Source organism: Poseidonibacter lekithochrous, assembly GCF_013283835.1.
Lineage (GTDB): Bacteria > Campylobacterota > Campylobacteria > Campylobacterales > Arcobacteraceae > Poseidonibacter > Poseidonibacter lekithochrous.
Window position 1 is genome coordinate 2,461,441 of record NZ_CP054052.1, and the last position, 16,522, is coordinate 2,477,962.

General features: G+C 25.4%; 14 protein-coding genes. All 14 read right to left on the bottom strand.

All coding sequences use genetic code 11. The features are described 5' to 3' along the window. Positions 1–118: 118 nt before the first annotated feature. Positions 119–1,474 (bottom strand): tetratricopeptide repeat protein, encoded by a 1,356-nt coding sequence (locus ALEK_RS11660; RefSeq protein WP_071627662.1) that lies wholly within the window; start codon positions 1,472–1,474, stop codon positions 119–121. Continuing rightward, on the bottom strand, positions 1,471–4,332 hold the full coding sequence (locus ALEK_RS11665; protein WP_071627663.1) for a FecR family protein: 2,862 nt from the start codon (positions 4,330–4,332) through the stop codon (positions 1,471–1,473). Before ALEK_RS11665 ends, ALEK_RS11660 begins: the two co-directional genes overlap by 4 nt. 76 nt (positions 4,333–4,408) lie before the next feature. Further along, entirely contained in the window at positions 4,409–5,056 is a 648-nt protein-coding gene (locus ALEK_RS11670; protein WP_071627664.1) for a response regulator transcription factor, read from the bottom strand. Further along, positions 5,053–6,084 carry a hybrid sensor histidine kinase/response regulator gene (locus ALEK_RS11675; protein WP_071627665.1) on the bottom strand — a complete coding sequence of 344 codons (1,032 nt, stop codon included), beginning with the start codon at positions 6,082–6,084 and terminating at the stop codon, positions 5,053–5,055. The genes ALEK_RS11670 and ALEK_RS11675 overlap by 4 nt, the downstream gene beginning before the upstream one ends. Then, entirely contained in the window at positions 6,081–7,490 is a 1,410-nt protein-coding gene (locus ALEK_RS11680; protein WP_071627666.1) for a sensor histidine kinase, read from the bottom strand. Before ALEK_RS11680 ends, ALEK_RS11675 begins: the two co-directional genes overlap by 4 nt. A gap of 41 nt (positions 7,491–7,531) precedes the next feature. Continuing rightward, a complete protein-coding gene (locus tag ALEK_RS11685; protein WP_071627667.1) occupies positions 7,532–8,377 on the bottom strand; it encodes an LbetaH domain-containing protein in 846 nt (281 codons plus the stop codon). Further along, positions 8,337–8,726 carry an STAS domain-containing protein gene (locus ALEK_RS11690; protein WP_071627668.1) on the bottom strand — a complete coding sequence of 130 codons (390 nt, stop codon included), beginning with the start codon at positions 8,724–8,726 and terminating at the stop codon, positions 8,337–8,339. Before ALEK_RS11690 ends, ALEK_RS11685 begins: the two co-directional genes overlap by 41 nt. Before the next feature lie 60 nt (positions 8,727–8,786). Continuing rightward, positions 8,787–10,724 carry a WecB/TagA/CpsF family glycosyltransferase gene (locus ALEK_RS11695; RefSeq protein WP_071627669.1) on the bottom strand — a complete coding sequence of 646 codons (1,938 nt, stop codon included), beginning with the start codon at positions 10,722–10,724 and terminating at the stop codon, positions 8,787–8,789. Next, entirely contained in the window at positions 10,687–11,805 is a 1,119-nt protein-coding gene (locus tag ALEK_RS11700; protein WP_071627670.1) for a glycosyltransferase family 4 protein, read from the bottom strand. Before ALEK_RS11700 ends, ALEK_RS11695 begins: the two co-directional genes overlap by 38 nt. Positions 11,806–11,880: 75 nt before the next feature. After that, positions 11,881–12,396, bottom strand: a complete 516-nt coding sequence (locus tag ALEK_RS11705) for an AAA family ATPase (RefSeq protein WP_071627671.1) — start codon at positions 12,394–12,396, stop codon at positions 11,881–11,883. A gap of 9 nt (positions 12,397–12,405) precedes the next feature. After that, positions 12,406–13,284 (bottom strand): glycosyltransferase family A protein, encoded by an 879-nt coding sequence (locus ALEK_RS11710; protein ID WP_071627672.1) that lies wholly within the window; start codon positions 13,282–13,284, stop codon positions 12,406–12,408. Next, the gene (locus tag ALEK_RS11715; RefSeq protein WP_071627673.1) at positions 13,281–14,093 is read right to left on the bottom strand and encodes a polysaccharide deacetylase family protein; all 813 of its coding nucleotides are present in this window, start codon (positions 14,091–14,093) and stop codon (positions 13,281–13,283) included. The genes ALEK_RS11710 and ALEK_RS11715 overlap by 4 nt, the downstream gene beginning before the upstream one ends. Positions 14,094–14,103: 10 nt before the next feature. Continuing rightward, on the bottom strand, positions 14,104–15,291 hold the full coding sequence (locus ALEK_RS11720) for a hypothetical protein (RefSeq protein WP_071627674.1): 1,188 nt from the start codon (positions 15,289–15,291) through the stop codon (positions 14,104–14,106). Continuing rightward, positions 15,284–16,450: a glycosyltransferase family 4 protein gene (locus ALEK_RS11725; RefSeq protein WP_071627675.1), complete on the bottom strand. Its 1,167-nt coding sequence runs from the start codon at positions 16,448–16,450 to the stop codon at positions 15,284–15,286. The genes ALEK_RS11720 and ALEK_RS11725 overlap by 8 nt, the downstream gene beginning before the upstream one ends. Positions 16,451–16,522 lie beyond the last annotated feature (72 nt).

Here is a 16,522-nt window from a genome sequence, read left to right on the forward strand (position 1 = left end):
TTTATATAACGGATAATATAACATAATTATGCTTTTTATTTAATATAGCAAAATTGCTATACTAAAGATTTTATCGAAAGAAAGTGTCAAGAATATGACAGAATAGTTATTTATTAATTTATTTTAAGTTTAAATTCCAAATAAGATTGGCTTTTATTGTATATTTATCATATTCTGAGGAGATATGATTTGAATCTTTTTTTGTGTAATTTGCTCCAATGTTGATAAGAGATTGATTATTAATAGGTTTAAGTATCGACATAGAAAAATCAGATTTTTTATCTTTTCTTTTTGTTTGAAAGTTAACATCTGTATCATCATAATCAAGTTGTTTATAACTAATTGCTGTCTGAAGTAAATAATCTTCTATTATTTCATATGAATTATTTATATAAGTATTGAAATATTTATGTTCAACATCTGTTCTTTGATTTCTTAACTTATACTCTTTTCCTAAATTTAGACCAATTGTAAATAATCCAAATTTATTTGTTAAATATTTTAAAGAGTTTTGCCATTCAAGAAGATTAACATCACGTTCTTTTTCTCTTACAAAAGTAACTCTACCTGCTTTAAGCCCCGTAGAATAAAGCATTTTATCATTTAATGCTCTTGTATAGTTTGGATTTAAATATACATTATTTTGATAAGATTCATGACCTAAATTAACCTTATCAAATAAAAGAGGTAATGCAATTTTATAATCTTTATATAAATATGTAGGAGAAGTACTTAAAGATAAAGCATGAATATCTTTCTCTTTATGATCACTATATTTCATTAAAAGAGCAGTAACAGAACTATTCAAAATAAAATTATCACTATATTTATATGTATGATTTAATTGTCCAACAACTTGATATATTGAAGTTGATTCTTCTTTATCATTATTAGTAACTAAAACTGTACTATCAACAGTAGGATTATATATATTAAAAGATCCAGTAGCAGGTGTTGAATTTAAATTTGAATCATACAATATTCCCGTAATAAGTGTAGCTTTTAAAAAACTCTTTTTTTGTATTGATTTAATATATTCAATTTTTGCATTTACTATTTTTTTTACTTTTACAGGAACCTTTTCATTTTTCAGAACTTCATTAAATTCACTTAAAGATTGAGTATATAATTTCATCTTAAAATAAGTTTGAGCCATTTCTAACCTAGCTCTTGAATTATTTGGTTCTGCTATTAAAATTCTATCATAGGCACTTAAAGCAAATTCATATTTACCTAATTCATAAGCACTTCTACCTAAATAGAAATTTATCAAGATATCCTGCATGTTATTATAAAAAAGTGTATTGAACTGTAAATATGATTTTTCATAATTTTTAGCTCTAAAATTATTTAATGCTTTATTATATAAATTTTTTGAACCAGAAACATAAACTTTATTTTTATTAATTTCATTAGCATTTAAAGATAATGAAATTAAACCAATCAAACAAAATAGAACTGTAAATTTTCTCATTTCTTAACTGCCTTAAATACACCTTGTGCTTTATGTATTGTTGATACACCATTTTCAGCAGAACCAGAAGCATCTAAAGAAGAGTTAAAACTTCCCCCAACACTTTTTATACTGCCACTTCCATAAAATTTACCTTCTAATGAACCTGTAATATTTGTACCACTTAAAGAACCACTAAAACCTGTGTTACTTATTTCTGTACTATTAACATTCATATTCCATTGAGTATTTGCACTTGAAAAATTCATAGTACTACTTGTTAGGGAATTAGAACCTCCACCTAAATCAAAATTCATTTTTACACTATTTACAGCTGAACCATCAGTTATAATTGATTCTAAATTTCCACTACTAGCATTTAACACCGTTCCAATAACTGCTCCTTCAAAAGAGTATCTTGTATTAGAAGTAGCATCTAATACATCATCCATAATAGATGTTGATGTTTGAATTCCTGAAACCCATGTTGAGAATGGTGAGACAAAATATTCATTACTATTTAAACTACTTTTACTAAACTTTGCTGTCCAATATCCCCATGAACTATCATCATCACTTGTTAATGGATTATCATCAGAGTCAAAAAGTTTAAACTCATTATCAATAAAAGCACCATCTGGAACAGCAATTAAATATCCAGTATTACTATCTAAATTATATTCATTATCTTCCACTTTATAATTAGAATTACTTGTATCTGCCATTACTCCAAAGATATCATCATTGATATAATATGATGTATTATTAGTTATCTTACCATTAAAAGTCATTGTAATTTTATTTTCAGGACTTGTTTGAGTATCTATTGTTGCACTACCCGAAATATCACCTTTTCCTCTACTTATTGTTAGCGTCAAATTATTACTTGATTTTATTAAAGTTGTATTTGAACTATCACGTCCAAAAGCATTTGAGTTTATAAATCCGCTGTGAGTGAGTGTTCCACTAGTTTTAGCGTCACTAATTTTATCTTTTAATAAAAATGATGCACCATTTGTTCTTGTAGTATTAGATGTGGTTACAGAAGAAGAAAAATCTTTTTTACTTTCACTTGAAGTTATATAGTAATTAATAGCTTGAATATCTGTACCTAAAAGTTTAATACTTCCATTTGTATTAGCAGATATATAAGAACTTAAATTCAATGAACTATTCTTGTAATTAAAATTATATTTATTTCGATAAGACTTAACACTATTATTTTTTCCTACAATAAATTCTTCTGCCCCTGATTTATGAAAATCTTTATTTAAATGTGTCAATGATTTTAATTTTGCATTAAAATATTCAAAACCAGCATCAGTATTTTTATCAAGACTTGATTCAGTATATTTGCCAGCAGAGTCTTTTTGAAAACTCATATTAATAAAATCTTTGTAAACATATATTTTTGTTTTATCTTGCTCAGACAATAGACCATTTTTTCCAAAGACAATTAACTCATTATATTCAGCACTTCCTCCGCTAGATACATTAAAAGGATTTCCATCATAATATAGAATAAAAACTTCTCCCATATTATCTACTTCTATTTTATAGTTTCCACTTATTGTCGAAGCATTTGAGGTATAAGAAAAAGGTATAGCATCCGTACTACTAGTAAGATCAGAATGTCCAGTATATCCACCTTTCGAAGGAGTTCCTAAGGAAGAGAATGTTCTTTTAATATCTTTTTTTACAAAAGTATTATCTGAATCATAAGACAATCTTGAAAAACGCTCATCTATTGTAATTTTATTATCTACTCTTGTAGCTCTAAAAACACCTATCTCTCCTGAGGCATTAGTATTATCTTGGAAATTAAAACTATTAGCATCTCTTGTTGAAGAATCACTATTTTCAACATAAGCTCCTAAAGATTTACCGACAAAAGATAAACTTACTCTTGGTTGTTCTATTTCATTCTCAGAACTATCATCAACTATATCTTGTGCTGTTTCTGTAATATCCGAAGTTTGTTCACTAACACTTGATGTTGATAAATCACCTACATCATTACTACTTACATTTGAAGAACTATTATCTAAAGAACTATCATTTTCAAGAGATTCCGTACTTTCGTTACTATTTTCTTGATCATCTATTGAAGCTGTATCTTCTTGTGTACTTGTCTCTGTATCTTCACTATTTTCTTGAACAGTGCTATTCTCTTCTTGTTCTGTCTCCTCTATCTCGTCAGATTCTTCTGTTTGTTCTGATTCTTCAGAACTATTTGAAGTATTAGATTCTGTATTATCACTTTCCTCTTGAGAGTTAGTAGAAGTTTCTTCTTCTGGTTCTAGTTCTGATGACAATTTATTTATACTATCTTGTGTATATTCTTCAGGTGCGGATAAGTCACCATTTTCTTGTACAGTTGTTAATTCATTTGCATTAACTTCTACTTTTGTTCCTGTTCCAATAGACTCAACACTAATTCCACCTTGTGTACAAGCAATAACTTCTTGATTTCCAAGGATAATTGTACCTCTAATTCCAATAGATGCACTTTTAGTTTTTAACTTGAATTTTTCTCTATTAATTTTTCCAATTTTTCCAGTGATTGTTTTGAATGCACCTTTAAAAAAGTTCAGATTAGTTTTTGAATTTTTAGGATTTTTTATATCATATAAGTATGTATCAATATTTAAAGCAGAGTTTTTACCAAGAGTAACAATAGTATCATCTTTAAATATTAATTGAACTTTTGCATTTTTTGCAGTGTGAATAATATCTTTTTCTAATAAGGAAATTCCAATTTTCACTACAATATTTTTATTTGCACGCTCAATTCTAGCATCACCAACAACAGCAGAAACTTTTGCTATATTTGCAAAAGACGAAGATAAAAATAATAAAAATAATAATAAATATTTCATCACAAACCTACCAGACTATGTCTTTTATTAAAATACATAAAAAATAATTTAAATATAATTATAACATAATAGATATTTACTTCAATAAATACCCAACTCCTCTAACGTTTTTAATTAGGTCTACATCAATTTTTTTTCGTATATCTCTAACATGAGAAGAAATTGTATGAAAGTCTTTCATTTTATCTTCATAGATATAATCTGAAATAGTTGAAAAAGAGAGGACTTTACCTCTATTTTTAATTAGAATATATAAAATTTCATTCTGTTTTTTTGATAAAACTACAGCTTCTTTATTACAAAATAGTTGTTTTATATGTAAATCATAAGAGTATCCTTCTCCTAGTTCCACAATTTTTGTAAAATGGAACTGATTTAATATTGACTCCATTCTTAACTCTAATTCTGCTAGTTCAAATGGTTTTTTCAAGTAATCACTACAACCTAATTTATATGCTTTTTTTACATCCTCAATATCAACTAATGCACTAATCATAATAACTGGCACATCAATACTTTTATCTCTTAAAAATTCCAATATTTCCAAACCAATTACATTAGGAACATTAATATCAAAAATAAAAAAATCATATTCATATAAATTTGTACAATCTAATAATTCTAAACCATCATCAAAAGATTCAACATCATTGCCTTTTAATGTAAGATATTTAGAAATGTGTTCATTTAAAGATGTTTCATCTTCTAGTAATAAAATTTTCATTTTTTCTCTTTATATGTAAATTTAAATTTTGTCTTGTTATTTATTGAAGTTACATCTATTTTAATATCATTCTTTTTACAAATTAAAGCAACAATTTCAAGACCTATTCCAAAGCCTGTAGATTCACTATCTTCTTGATATAGTTTTTCAAATATTTTATCTGGGTTACTTAGAATCTTTCCTCTATTACTTATTGCAAAAGATATAAAACCTTCATCTTTCATATCAATTTTAATATTTATGATTGAGTTTTTATACCCATATTTTAATGCATTTGATAAAATATTTAACACAACTCTTTTTAGTTCAATCTCACTAATAAAAATCATTGGATTATCAACATTAGATTCTAATTCAAAATCCATTTCATTATTCAAAGCAATTGGTGTTAAATAGTTCATTTGCTCTTTCATAAAAGGTTCTAATTCAATCCATTGAGCTTCAAATTGTGTTACTTCTTTTTTAATAGAATAATACATATCATCAGAAAATATATTAAGTAATCTCATTGCAGATTTTATACTTTTTAGATAATTAGTATTTCCATGCTCCAAAACCTGCATTTCTAAACCTGTAGACATTACACTCAAAGGTGTATATATTTCATGAAATGATTTTTCAACTAAGTTATTTAAAGAAGAGATAATCATACTTGTTTGAAGATGAGATTTAACCCTTACAAGAACTTCTTGTTCATGGAAAGGTTTAGGAATGTAATCTACACCCCCAACGTCAAAAGCTTTTACTTTATCATTAGGACTTGTTAATGCAGATAAAAAAATGATAGGAATATCTTTTGTTTTTTCACTCTTTTTTAACCTCTTACAGGTTTCATAACCATCAATATTTGGCATTAAAATATCTAATAAAATTAAATCTGGTAGAATTTCTTCAGCAATTTTTATTGCTTTCTCTCCATCTTTAGAAAGAAATACATCAAAATCATCTTTTTCTAAAATATTTTTTAGAATATTTAAATTTTCAGTTGTATCATCAACAACTAATATTGTTTTATTATTTGTATTCATATTTCACTCTTTTTTTCACTTAGAATATCTACGATCTTATCAAATTCATACTCTTCTAAATAATCTAAAAGGTACTCTTTTGTTTTATTATCAACTATTTGCCCTATAAGTTTATTACATACTTTATAGTTTCCTAAATTAGATTCTAATACTAAACTATTTTTTAATTCCTCTTCTATTTTTATATTAAAAGATGTATCCGTAGGTTCTTTTTTAACAAAATCATACTCACTAGAACTAAACATAATTAGTACCTGATCAATATCTATAAAACTATATGGTTCTACTATATAAGTAGTTGAAATTTTATTTATATTTGCTAAATCCCTAGCCATTACAAGTGAGGTTAAAGCAATAATAGAAATATCTTTATTTTCATCTTTTAACTTAGCTAAATAATTTATTTCTTCAGAATTTATATTATCAATATCAATAAAAATCATATTGTTAATATCATTAAGCTCAATTCCTTTTAATTTATCTATATTATTAATCTCTTTATATTTTATATTTCTTGTGGAAAAGTAAGTATCCAATATTGATATATTTTCTTTTCTACATGAATAAATAATAGGGATTAAACTATCTGAATCTTTAATAGATTTAATTTCTTGTATTTCAAAAATATCCTCTTGAGTAGAAACAAAAGTTTTAGTATTTTTTTGGCATTTAATAGAAAATGAAAATTCACTACCTTTATTAAGTTTCGAGCTAATATTAAGTTCACTCTCTAGAAGAGTTAAGTTCTTATTTACAATTCCTAAACCCAATCCAAAACCGTCAATATCTTTACTATTTTCACCTCTAACATACTCATTACTCAAATTTATAATATCTGACTCATTAATACCTGAACCTGAGTCTTTAATCTCAAAGATAATAGAATCTTTGTTTTCAGAAATATTACAATTTATAGATACAAATCCCCTATTTGTGAACTTTACTGCATTTCCAACTAGATTTAATAAAATATAAAAGAGTTTATTTTTATCACTTTTTAATATATATTCTTTATTAATATTTGTATTTAATTCAAAGTCCAAACCTTTTGATGAGGCAAGATTTTTGAAAATAGAATATATGTTTAATAATAGTTCTTTTAAATTAAATTGTGAGAGTATGATCTTATCATTTCCACTGTTTTTGCTTAATGTAATAATATTGTTAATTAGATCGATCATATGAGAAGTAGCATTAATGATTTTTTTAACGCTTTTTTTATTATCCATACTTAATGTATTGTCATTATCTAAAATTTGAGCATTCCCATAAATTGCATTCAGTAATGTTCTTACATCATGGGAAATATTAGATAAAAAAAGGTCTCTATGTTTATCTGATTCCTTTTTTCTGCTCTGTTCAATAATAGTTATTAATTCTTTTTTTGTTAAGTTTGAATAATCCATATTAAATAATAACAGAATTTAAATTATTTTTTACTACTAAATTACAATGAAATATTCTTTGATATAAGTTTTTCATCGATTTTATAGACTAAAAAAGTTTTTTTATCTATAATTTTATTAGAAACAATAATCTTATTTTGCAAATTTAAATTTGTTCCAATATAAGTATTATCATAAATTATTGAAGAGTTTATATTTGTGTTGTTTTCAATAATTACATTATTTGAAATAATTACATTTGGCCCAATAACACAATTATCCAATATCTTTACATTATCTTGAATAACAACAGGTTCAATTAATTTTGAGGTTGCTGAGATCTTTACATTTTTACCTATAATAATGTTATTATCATTACTATATCCATATGCATAATCAATACTATTAATACGATTTAAAATATGATTCAAAACTTCAACATAATTATCTAAAGAGCTAATAGCTTTTATTTTAATAAAATCTATATCATTAACTTTAGATTCTCCACTTTTGTGATAACTCAGTTCAAACGTATTTTCTTTCAATACAAAACTATGATTTAGAGTAACTATTTTCTCTTTTATTGTCTCAAAAGAAGTATAAATAAATCCGATATTATATATACATAAAAGGTCATGACTATTAAGATATTCATAATCTAAACTACTCTCATTTTCAATAAAATTAACTTGAGGAGAGAAAACTTTAGATAAATAAAACTCATCAACAAAATTATTCAAATCTTTTCCAAGAACAAATATTTCATCTACTTCTAATTCATTAAAAAAATCAAAATAGTAAGAGAAGAGCTCTTTTCCACAAACCTTTAGTTGTAATAGATTATTACTTAAAAGCTCAAGTTCCCCACTAGGCGATAATTTCGTTGATATTTTGATTATAGCTTTCATTGTCATTCTCCATTAGTTTAAAACTATTAATAGCATCATTTTCATTTTCATAAATATCTATAATTGAATTAACTCTTGTTATTTCAAAAATCAGTTTTGCTTGATCTAATAAGTTATGAATTTTTACATCCCCATCTTTTTCTCTTAATTTTTTCAAACAAAAAACAATATAACCAAGTCCAGAAGAGTCAATCATTGTTACTTCTTTAAAATCAAATAAGAAATATTTATATGATGATTCATATTCAAAAAATTCTCTTTTTAAATCACTTACATCTTCAAGCATAAGCTCACCTTTTAGACTAACAACTAAAACATTACCTTTGTTTTCATATTTTGCCTCTAACATAATAAACTCCTTATTTTTTATAATTATAAAATTCTTGTATGCAAAAAAATTGCAATTACACTAATAAGAACCCTTTTGGAATAAAACAGCTGGAATTGTTTTTAGTAATAAAACTATATCTTTTAGTAAAGATTGTGTTTTTATATACTCTTTATCCATTTGAACCTGTTCTTTAAAAGGAATACTACTTCTTCCTGAAACCTGCCAAATACACGTAATTCCAGGTTTGGCATCTAATCTTTTTTTATCATCCATGTTGTATAACTTAACCTCATCAATTACAGGTGGTCTAGGACCTACTAAACTCATATTGCCTAAGAATACATTTGCTAATTGAGGTAATTCATCAATACTTGTTTTTCTAATAAATTTACCTATTTTAGTAATTCTTGGATCATCTTTCATTTTAAAAATAACTCCATCTTTAGATTGATTTTGATCTTTTAATTTTTCTTTTAACTCTTCTGCATCAACTACCATAGATCTAAATTTAAACATTTTAAATATCTTTCCATTTAAACCTACTCTATCTTGAACAAAAAATACATCCCCTTTACTCGTAAGTTTTATAATTATTGCAACAATTAAAAAAAGCGGTAAAAAAAGTATCATTAAAATAAATGAAGCAATAACATCTATTGACCTTTTTAGAAAATTTCTTGAAACAATAGCTAGTTTCCAAATAACTTTTTGTAGATTTAATTTCTTTGGTTTATCATAAGTATTAAGATAATTATCAATTAAACTATCATTTTGTAATTGTTTTTTATATCTAAGAACTCTATATATAAATAAAGGATTACCAAGAATATATCTTTTCCACATTCTTTTAGGTTCTTGTATCATTCTATAAACCCACTCAAAACCTGTTTCTCGCAAATACATTGGAGCTCTTTTAATATTAGAAGAATAAAAATCAAATAAACCTCCAACTCCTATAATTACATTAGAGTTCAATTGCTTTTTATATTTTTCAATAAAAATCTCTTGCATAGGTGCTCCCATAGCCACAAGCAAAATATCAGCCCCAGTACTATTGATTCTATTAATTAACTCTGTTTGCTCTAGTTCGTGATTAATATAACCGTGAGCTGTTCCTACTATTTGTAAGTTTGGATACTTTTCTAATAGTTTTTCTTTTGCTTTTAAAGCCACTCCATCTTTTGCACCAAGAAGAAATATCTTAAAAGAGTTTGTTTGGCTTAATGAACAAATATGAGGAAGCATATCTGTCCCATTTACATTCTCTTTGAGTTTCTGTTTTAAAATATTGCAAGCTATATTTATTCCACTGCCATCAGGTAGTACTAAATCTGCTTTTGTAAGTGTTTGTTTATATTCATTATTAGAGAATGTTTTATTTAAACAATCAGCATTAATAAAAGATATACTTTTTTTATCTTTTTTATGAATACTATTTTTTATAATTTCTAATATTTCATTCATTGCTAAATTATTAAAACTAATATCAAAGATAGCAATAGTTTTTGAGATTTTATTAGTTTTTGAAAAATACAATAAACTAATCATACCCTTACATAAAATAGATACATCACTAAAAAAAGAGCGTTTAGATATATACTCTTTATTGCAAGAGCTGATATTAATATTCGCTATTTTAGAATTAGCTCGTATAAACCATAAACTAAAGATTCCGGGTTTATGATTAACTTTATATTTAATATTCTCATTATATTTAACTAAAGCTACCCCAACTAATGATATTTTAGAAATTAAAACAAAATAGTATAAAGGCATACTTTTAATAAAAATATTATTCGTATTAAAAAAACTAAGATTTATTTGATTATGCTCATCTAAAAAGAATTGTTTTTTAGTATAAATTTCTTTATTAGAAAAAATCTTTCGAAAGAAGAAAATCATATAAAAAACCATTCCTAAAACTAATACAAAAAGTGAAATAAAAATTTCAAAAACACGTTTTGTTACAATATAAAAACTATCTAGTTTTATATAATTCAATAATTTTGTTTGCATGATAACTCCAATCATATTTTTTTACTTCTACTAAACCTTTAGCAACCATTTCTTCTTGTTTACTTTCATCACTTAAAACTTCTTCAATACAATTTTTTATACTCAAAGGACTATATTCATCAAAGAAAGCAGATACATCTTTTCCTATTTCTAATAAAGATGAATTAGAAGCACATAACGTTGGTACTTTCATTGCCATTGCTTCAATCAAAGGAATTCCAAAACCTTCATAATAAGAAGGGAATATAAATAGTTTTGCATTATAAAAAATAGAAGGTAATTCTTCATTTTCTAAAAAGCCTAGAATTTTAATTGATTCTTTATCTTTTGAGTTTTGTATATGATCTATAATCACATGGGAGTTTTCTTTTTGATTCCCAACTAATACCAAATCATATTCATCTTTTATTTCAAGAGGTAAAGCCTCATAAGCTTTAATAAGATTAAGATGATTCTTTCCTGGGTGCTCTAACCTTGATACATATAAAAAGTATTTTTTATTTAAAGAGAGTTTTTCTTTTATTTTTTCAAAATCACCTTTGGGACTATGAAATAATTCTTTATCAACCCCATTGTAATTAACAATAATTCTTTGAGAATCTATATTAAAATGTTTTTCCATATCAAGTTTTGTATTATTACTAACAGCAATTATTTTTTTGATTGGTTTTAAAAAAATTGGAATAATATGTTTTATATAAAACATTCTAAAAAAGTCATATTTATTTGATACATTAAATTGAGATAAATCATGAAATGTAGCAATTGTAAAAATAGGATAAAAAGCCATTAATCTTCTATTTGCAGCAGGTAAAAACATAAAATCATAATCTTTATTTACATAAAAAGGTAAAAAGAACATATGAAATATCAAATTTAAAATACTTGATTTAAGAATATTAGGAAATAAAATAAAATGAATATTTTTATGTTTTCTTTTAAAGTTATCCATATCTTTTTCTAATAAAGCTACAGAAACCTTATTATCTTGTGCAAGATTATATATAGTATTTTCAATATAGTTTGAGATGCCAGATTTCCCATCATCAAAGGCTAAGGCACTAACAAATATCTTTTTCATAATAACTCTCCTATCTTTTTTATTATCATAAGAAAGTTAGGTGCAAAAACATTGCAATTTGATTATAAAAAAGAGTTATAGGATTTGTTTTATGATTTTTTTTGAGGCACTTTTTGAGTTTAAAAGTTGATAATCTATATTTTCATTATTCAACATTGTAAGTATTTTGTTATCTAAATTTATAGCTTCTTCTAAAGTTTCATTTCTTCCATACTCTTGATAAATAATATCTTTTCTTTTCAAAAAGAAATTGATATTTTCATACTTATTAAAAACATCTAATAACATTTGTTTAAATAGTTTTTCATCATAAATAGATGTTTGTTTATAAAATACATATCCTAAAAGAAAAGAACCATCACATATTGCATAATCAACCTCATTTTCTAAACGCAATAGATTATGGTGTTGTTGAGCAAAGATATATAAATAATCATCTAAAGTTCTAAAGCTTTTTTCATAAGTTAAATCTTTAGCAAACTCACTTACATATTCAACTTTTTGATTCATTTTTTTTAATTTAGAAAAAAGACTAACAGCAGTAGTAGATTTACCACTTCCAGGACCTGCAAAAATATTAATTACTTTCATAATAAACTCCTATTGATAGTTTCCATAAGTAGCTTTTTGTTTTAAAATCTTTCTGCTTTGACCATTTTTATGACCTTTATAATATGCATATTGATAAATAAATCTTCTAATTATTGCTTTTGTAAACTCACAATATTCACAAGTTTTTATATGATATTTGAAATCATTAAAAAGCGAAGCTGCATAGGATTTACACATATTATAAATACTAAATTTATTATCAAAAATAAAAGCATCTGCTTCCCCTTCTACAAATCGTCTATTATATATTTGATTTAAAGTATAATTATGAGAGTGCATAACAAGTGCATTAGCTACATATTTAACTACAAGATTTTTATTTCTTAGATCATAACCCATTTTTGTATCCTCTGAAGCCCATGCTTTTGTATAAAAAGGATTTTTATGCCAAACTGTTTTTTTTATTCCTGATAAAGGTAGTGAAAAATACATCCAAGTAGGAGCATTTGATTTATTTGGAAAAGCTAATTCATAATCTCTTTTTACCCAAGGTTTTGCTTCTGGTCTTGCAATTTGTCTAGCAAAAACGGCACTTACCTGCTCTTTTTTTAGTTCATTAATTAGATTTAATAAACAGTGTTTATTTAACATCACTGTATCTGAGTTTAAAAATACAATTAGATTTGTTTTTGTTTTTGATACTGCGTTATTTAATACGATTCCAGGATGATAATCTTCTGCTTTTACTTCTATTAACTTATGTTCATAAAAAGCAGCTTGTTTTAGCGTGTCATCACTTGAACCAGAATCTACAATTAATAATTCAAAATCTTTATATGTTTGAGAAAACAAAGCTTTTAGGGTTTTTGAAATAATATCCGAATTGTTTTTTGTTCGAACAATCACTGTTGTTTCTATATTTTTCATGATTTAGCCTTTACAAGTTCACTCATATGTACAGTTTCACAAGTAGAAATATATTCCAAAATTCTTTTTACTTGTTTAAAGTTATCACATAAATACATAGTAATAGGATGTATGATTACATTTGATACGAGCCCTTTAGCTTCTCTATCTTTTAATTGTTCTAAAACTAGATTTGCCCATGTTTCCACATAATAAGACTCTTTACCAAAATCATCACTCCAGTTATATCTTTTTTGCCATTTCTCAATCCATTGAGGAGTTCTCTCTGCATGAATTAAATGTTCGTGATCTGGAATAATATTAATAGGGAAATTATAAATTCCTGTTTTATGTAAAGATGGTTCATTTGAAGCTTTCTTAACTCCATCAGAACAGATTTGTATTCCAGCATCAAAAAGTACTTCTTCTGTATTTTCACCATGCATATACATATGGTTTCTCCACACTTTTATATCTCTTCCTGTTTTTTCTTTTATAATTTCTATTGTCTTTAAAGTATCATTTCGTTGATACCATTTAGGACCATTATAATTTTTTGTTAATTTATTCCAAACTCTATGGAAAAACTCATTTTCAAAGGCATCATAATTATGACCACCCACTTCTATTAAAGGATTAAATACTATCTGTTTTACATCACTCCACTCTTCTTCAAAAGATTTACCAGTGATAAAATAATTCATTTTAATATCGTAAACCTCTAAAAGTCTTAGAAATAATATAGCTGTTTTCATTTCGCTAATATAACTGTGTTGTTGATTTCCTGTATTTAAACTCATATGATGTAAGTCACCTGTTAAACAAATCATAATTTATCCTTTATATTCCAAAATCTTCTCTAATAAAATTACTATTAACATAATTCTTCCAATAAGTTAAATATTGATTTTTTAAATTTTTATCATCATTATTTGTTTGGAAAAAATCTCTTACAATCCCATCAAACTCTTTACCTTTAATTCCATAAGCAATAAAAGGAAATAAAATGGGCATCATTCCTTTCACTCCAAGCATTTTATATTTTAGGTCTTCTACAAAACTAAAGCCTGAAATTTTTGGTGTTTTTTTCACTAAAAATAAAATCTTTTTGATATTACCTTTTAGAGTAGATGTATCAATTAATGATTGATTTATTGCTTTTGTAATATACGTTTTAGAGTTTATTTCAACATTATCTAAAGCTAAAGATTCACATAAAAAATGTATTTTTGTTAGCTCTTTTTTTAAAAACTGGTGATATTTATTAATATTAAATTTATCATATCTTTCATAATTTGGTTGGAATCTAAACTCCATTGCTTTATCATATAAAGCTTTGAATTTAGGATCAATATTATTTAGAGCTTTCATTCTTTTTTGTTTTTCAACATAACTATAGTGGTACTGTCCAAGATAAAACAGTAAAGCATCTCCATAACCAATAATTGCTTTTATCCAATGCTTTATTACAGTTTTTTTATCTTTATAAACTAAATTTTCTTTTTCTAAAATCAAATCATTTATAATTAATAAAGTTCCTCTATTTACAATTAGGTTTCTAATATCCCAAGAAGGAATAGTTTCTACTTCAAAATTAGTATTTTTACTTAGACAATCACTATTTCCTGCAATTAGCTTATGACCATATTTCATATCATATGTAATAACTAAAGGATCAATATTTAAAAGTTTAGAAGCACTAATTACTGTGAATTCAACAAAAATCCCTAAAGATTCAGTATGTTTATCAAAGATACTTTTACACATATCAGATAATAATACTTCTTCGTCTTTTGTAATATTTTTTGAAACAACTATAAAGTCAAAGTTATTATGTGGGTACTCTCTATTTTCAACTTTTACAACACCACCCTCACCTCTACCATAACCACCAATTAGAATCACAGCTTCATATAAATCTTCTGATATTAAAGTTTTAACATCTAATGAAATATCATCTAAAACTTTTCCTAATTTTTCATCAAATTCTTTGCTTCCCTTTACGGTAAGTCTCCCATAACTAGACATATTCAACTCCTAATTTATTTTGGAATGTTTCTATTAATAAACTTGTATGAGCAGCACTATCATGTTCATAAATACTAGTTTTTAATACATTAAAACATATTCTTTGGTGTAGTTTTTTATCTTCAATTAATAAGTTGATTTTTTCTTGTAAATCTTTTATATCATTAGGAGAAACAAGTAATCCATTAACATCATGTTTTAACCATTGAGATACTCCACCAACTGCTGTAGCAATTACAGGTAAACCAACTTTTTGAGCTTCTATTCCTACTAAATTAAAAGTTTCAGGAGCTCTACTTGGTACAACTAAACAGTAAGCTCTTTTATAGTATTCCATTAGTTCTTCATGGTTTAATTTTCCAACAAAAGTAACTCTATGTTCAATTTTTAGCTCTTTACAATAATGTTTGAAATACTCTTCTTGTTTCCCTTCACCTACAACTACTAGATTATATTCTTCATCTATTTTATGCATTGACTTAAGTAAGGCATCTAATCCTTTTCCATTAATTAATTGCCCAACAAAAAGTAAAGTTTTATTAGCTGTGAAATTAGTATTTGTTGAATATTCAAACTTTTTAGCAGCATATAATGGATTTACAGTAATACTTTCATTGTCAAATTCATGTAATTCTAAATGCTCTTTCATATACTCAGAAGCCACAATAAAGTGATTTAACTCTTTATTTACTTTTTGTAGTTTTTCTAGTTTTCCAAGAGTTTGAATAGAAAAACCTAAAGCTGAGTTTGATCTATTTACAAAACCTAAACATCCATAACAACCTAAACCTAACTTTTTAGTACAAGTCTTTTTGCCAAGTGTTGTATATTTGTGCTCTCTTAAACAAAATAGTTTATGATCATGAAAAAATCTAACAGTAGGTATTTTAGTTTTTATAATCTCTTTATAGATACTTTCATCATCTAACTGATGAATATAAATCACATCTGGTTGAATATTTATTATTTGATCATATACATTAAGTATAGGAAAAGCTTCATCAAACATATCAAGAAATTCATTGTGTACATCTTCATTTGCGTCATATAATAAAGAAGATTGAATATCGAAGTTTTTCATCTCATCCGCAGTATTATAAATATACTGTTCAGCTCCACCTTGAAGAGTAGCTTTTTGATTTATCCATAGAACTCTCATAACTTGCTCCTAATCTTTTTTCTTAGTTTAACTACTAAAGTTGCAGAAAGTTTGCAATATGAGAGTCTATAA

Bases quoted from the DNA above. Each gene is read 5' to 3' on its own strand.
- ALEK_RS11685 (WP_071627667.1), bottom strand. From the start codon at position 8,377: ATGAAAGCTATAATCAAAATATCAACGAAATTATCGCCTAGTGGGGAA.
- ALEK_RS11725 (WP_071627675.1), bottom strand. From the start codon at position 16,450: ATGAGAGTTCTATGGATAAATCAAAAAGCTACTCTTCAAGGTGGAGCT.
- ALEK_RS11700 (WP_071627670.1), bottom strand. From the start codon at position 11,805: ATGAAAAAGATATTTGTTAGTGCCTTAGCCTTTGATGATGGGAAATCT.
- ALEK_RS11695 (WP_071627669.1), bottom strand. From the start codon at position 10,724: ATGCAAACAAAATTATTGAATTATATAAAACTAGATAGTTTTTATATT.
- ALEK_RS11670 (WP_071627664.1), bottom strand. From the start codon at position 5,056: ATGAAAATTTTATTACTAGAAGATGAAACATCTTTAAATGAACACATT.
- ALEK_RS11690 (WP_071627668.1), bottom strand. From the start codon at position 8,726: ATGTTAGAGGCAAAATATGAAAACAAAGGTAATGTTTTAGTTGTTAGT.
- ALEK_RS11710 (WP_071627672.1), bottom strand. From the start codon at position 13,284: ATGAAAAATATAGAAACAACAGTGATTGTTCGAACAAAAAACAATTCG.
- ALEK_RS11715 (WP_071627673.1), bottom strand. From the start codon at position 14,093: ATGATTTGTTTAACAGGTGACTTACATCATATGAGTTTAAATACAGGA.
- ALEK_RS11720 (WP_071627674.1), bottom strand. From the start codon at position 15,291: ATGTCTAGTTATGGGAGACTTACCGTAAAGGGAAGCAAAGAATTTGAT.
- ALEK_RS11675 (WP_071627665.1), bottom strand. From the start codon at position 6,084: ATGAATACAAATAATAAAACAATATTAGTTGTTGATGATACAACTGAA.
- ALEK_RS11680 (WP_071627666.1), bottom strand. From the start codon at position 7,490: ATGGATTATTCAAACTTAACAAAAAAAGAATTAATAACTATTATTGAA.
- ALEK_RS11665 (WP_071627663.1), bottom strand. From the start codon at position 4,332: ATGAAATATTTATTATTATTTTTATTATTTTTATCTTCGTCTTTTGCA.
- ALEK_RS11705 (WP_071627671.1), bottom strand. From the start codon at position 12,396: ATGAAAGTAATTAATATTTTTGCAGGTCCTGGAAGTGGTAAATCTACT.
- ALEK_RS11660 (WP_071627662.1), bottom strand. From the start codon at position 1,474: ATGAGAAAATTTACAGTTCTATTTTGTTTGATTGGTTTAATTTCATTA.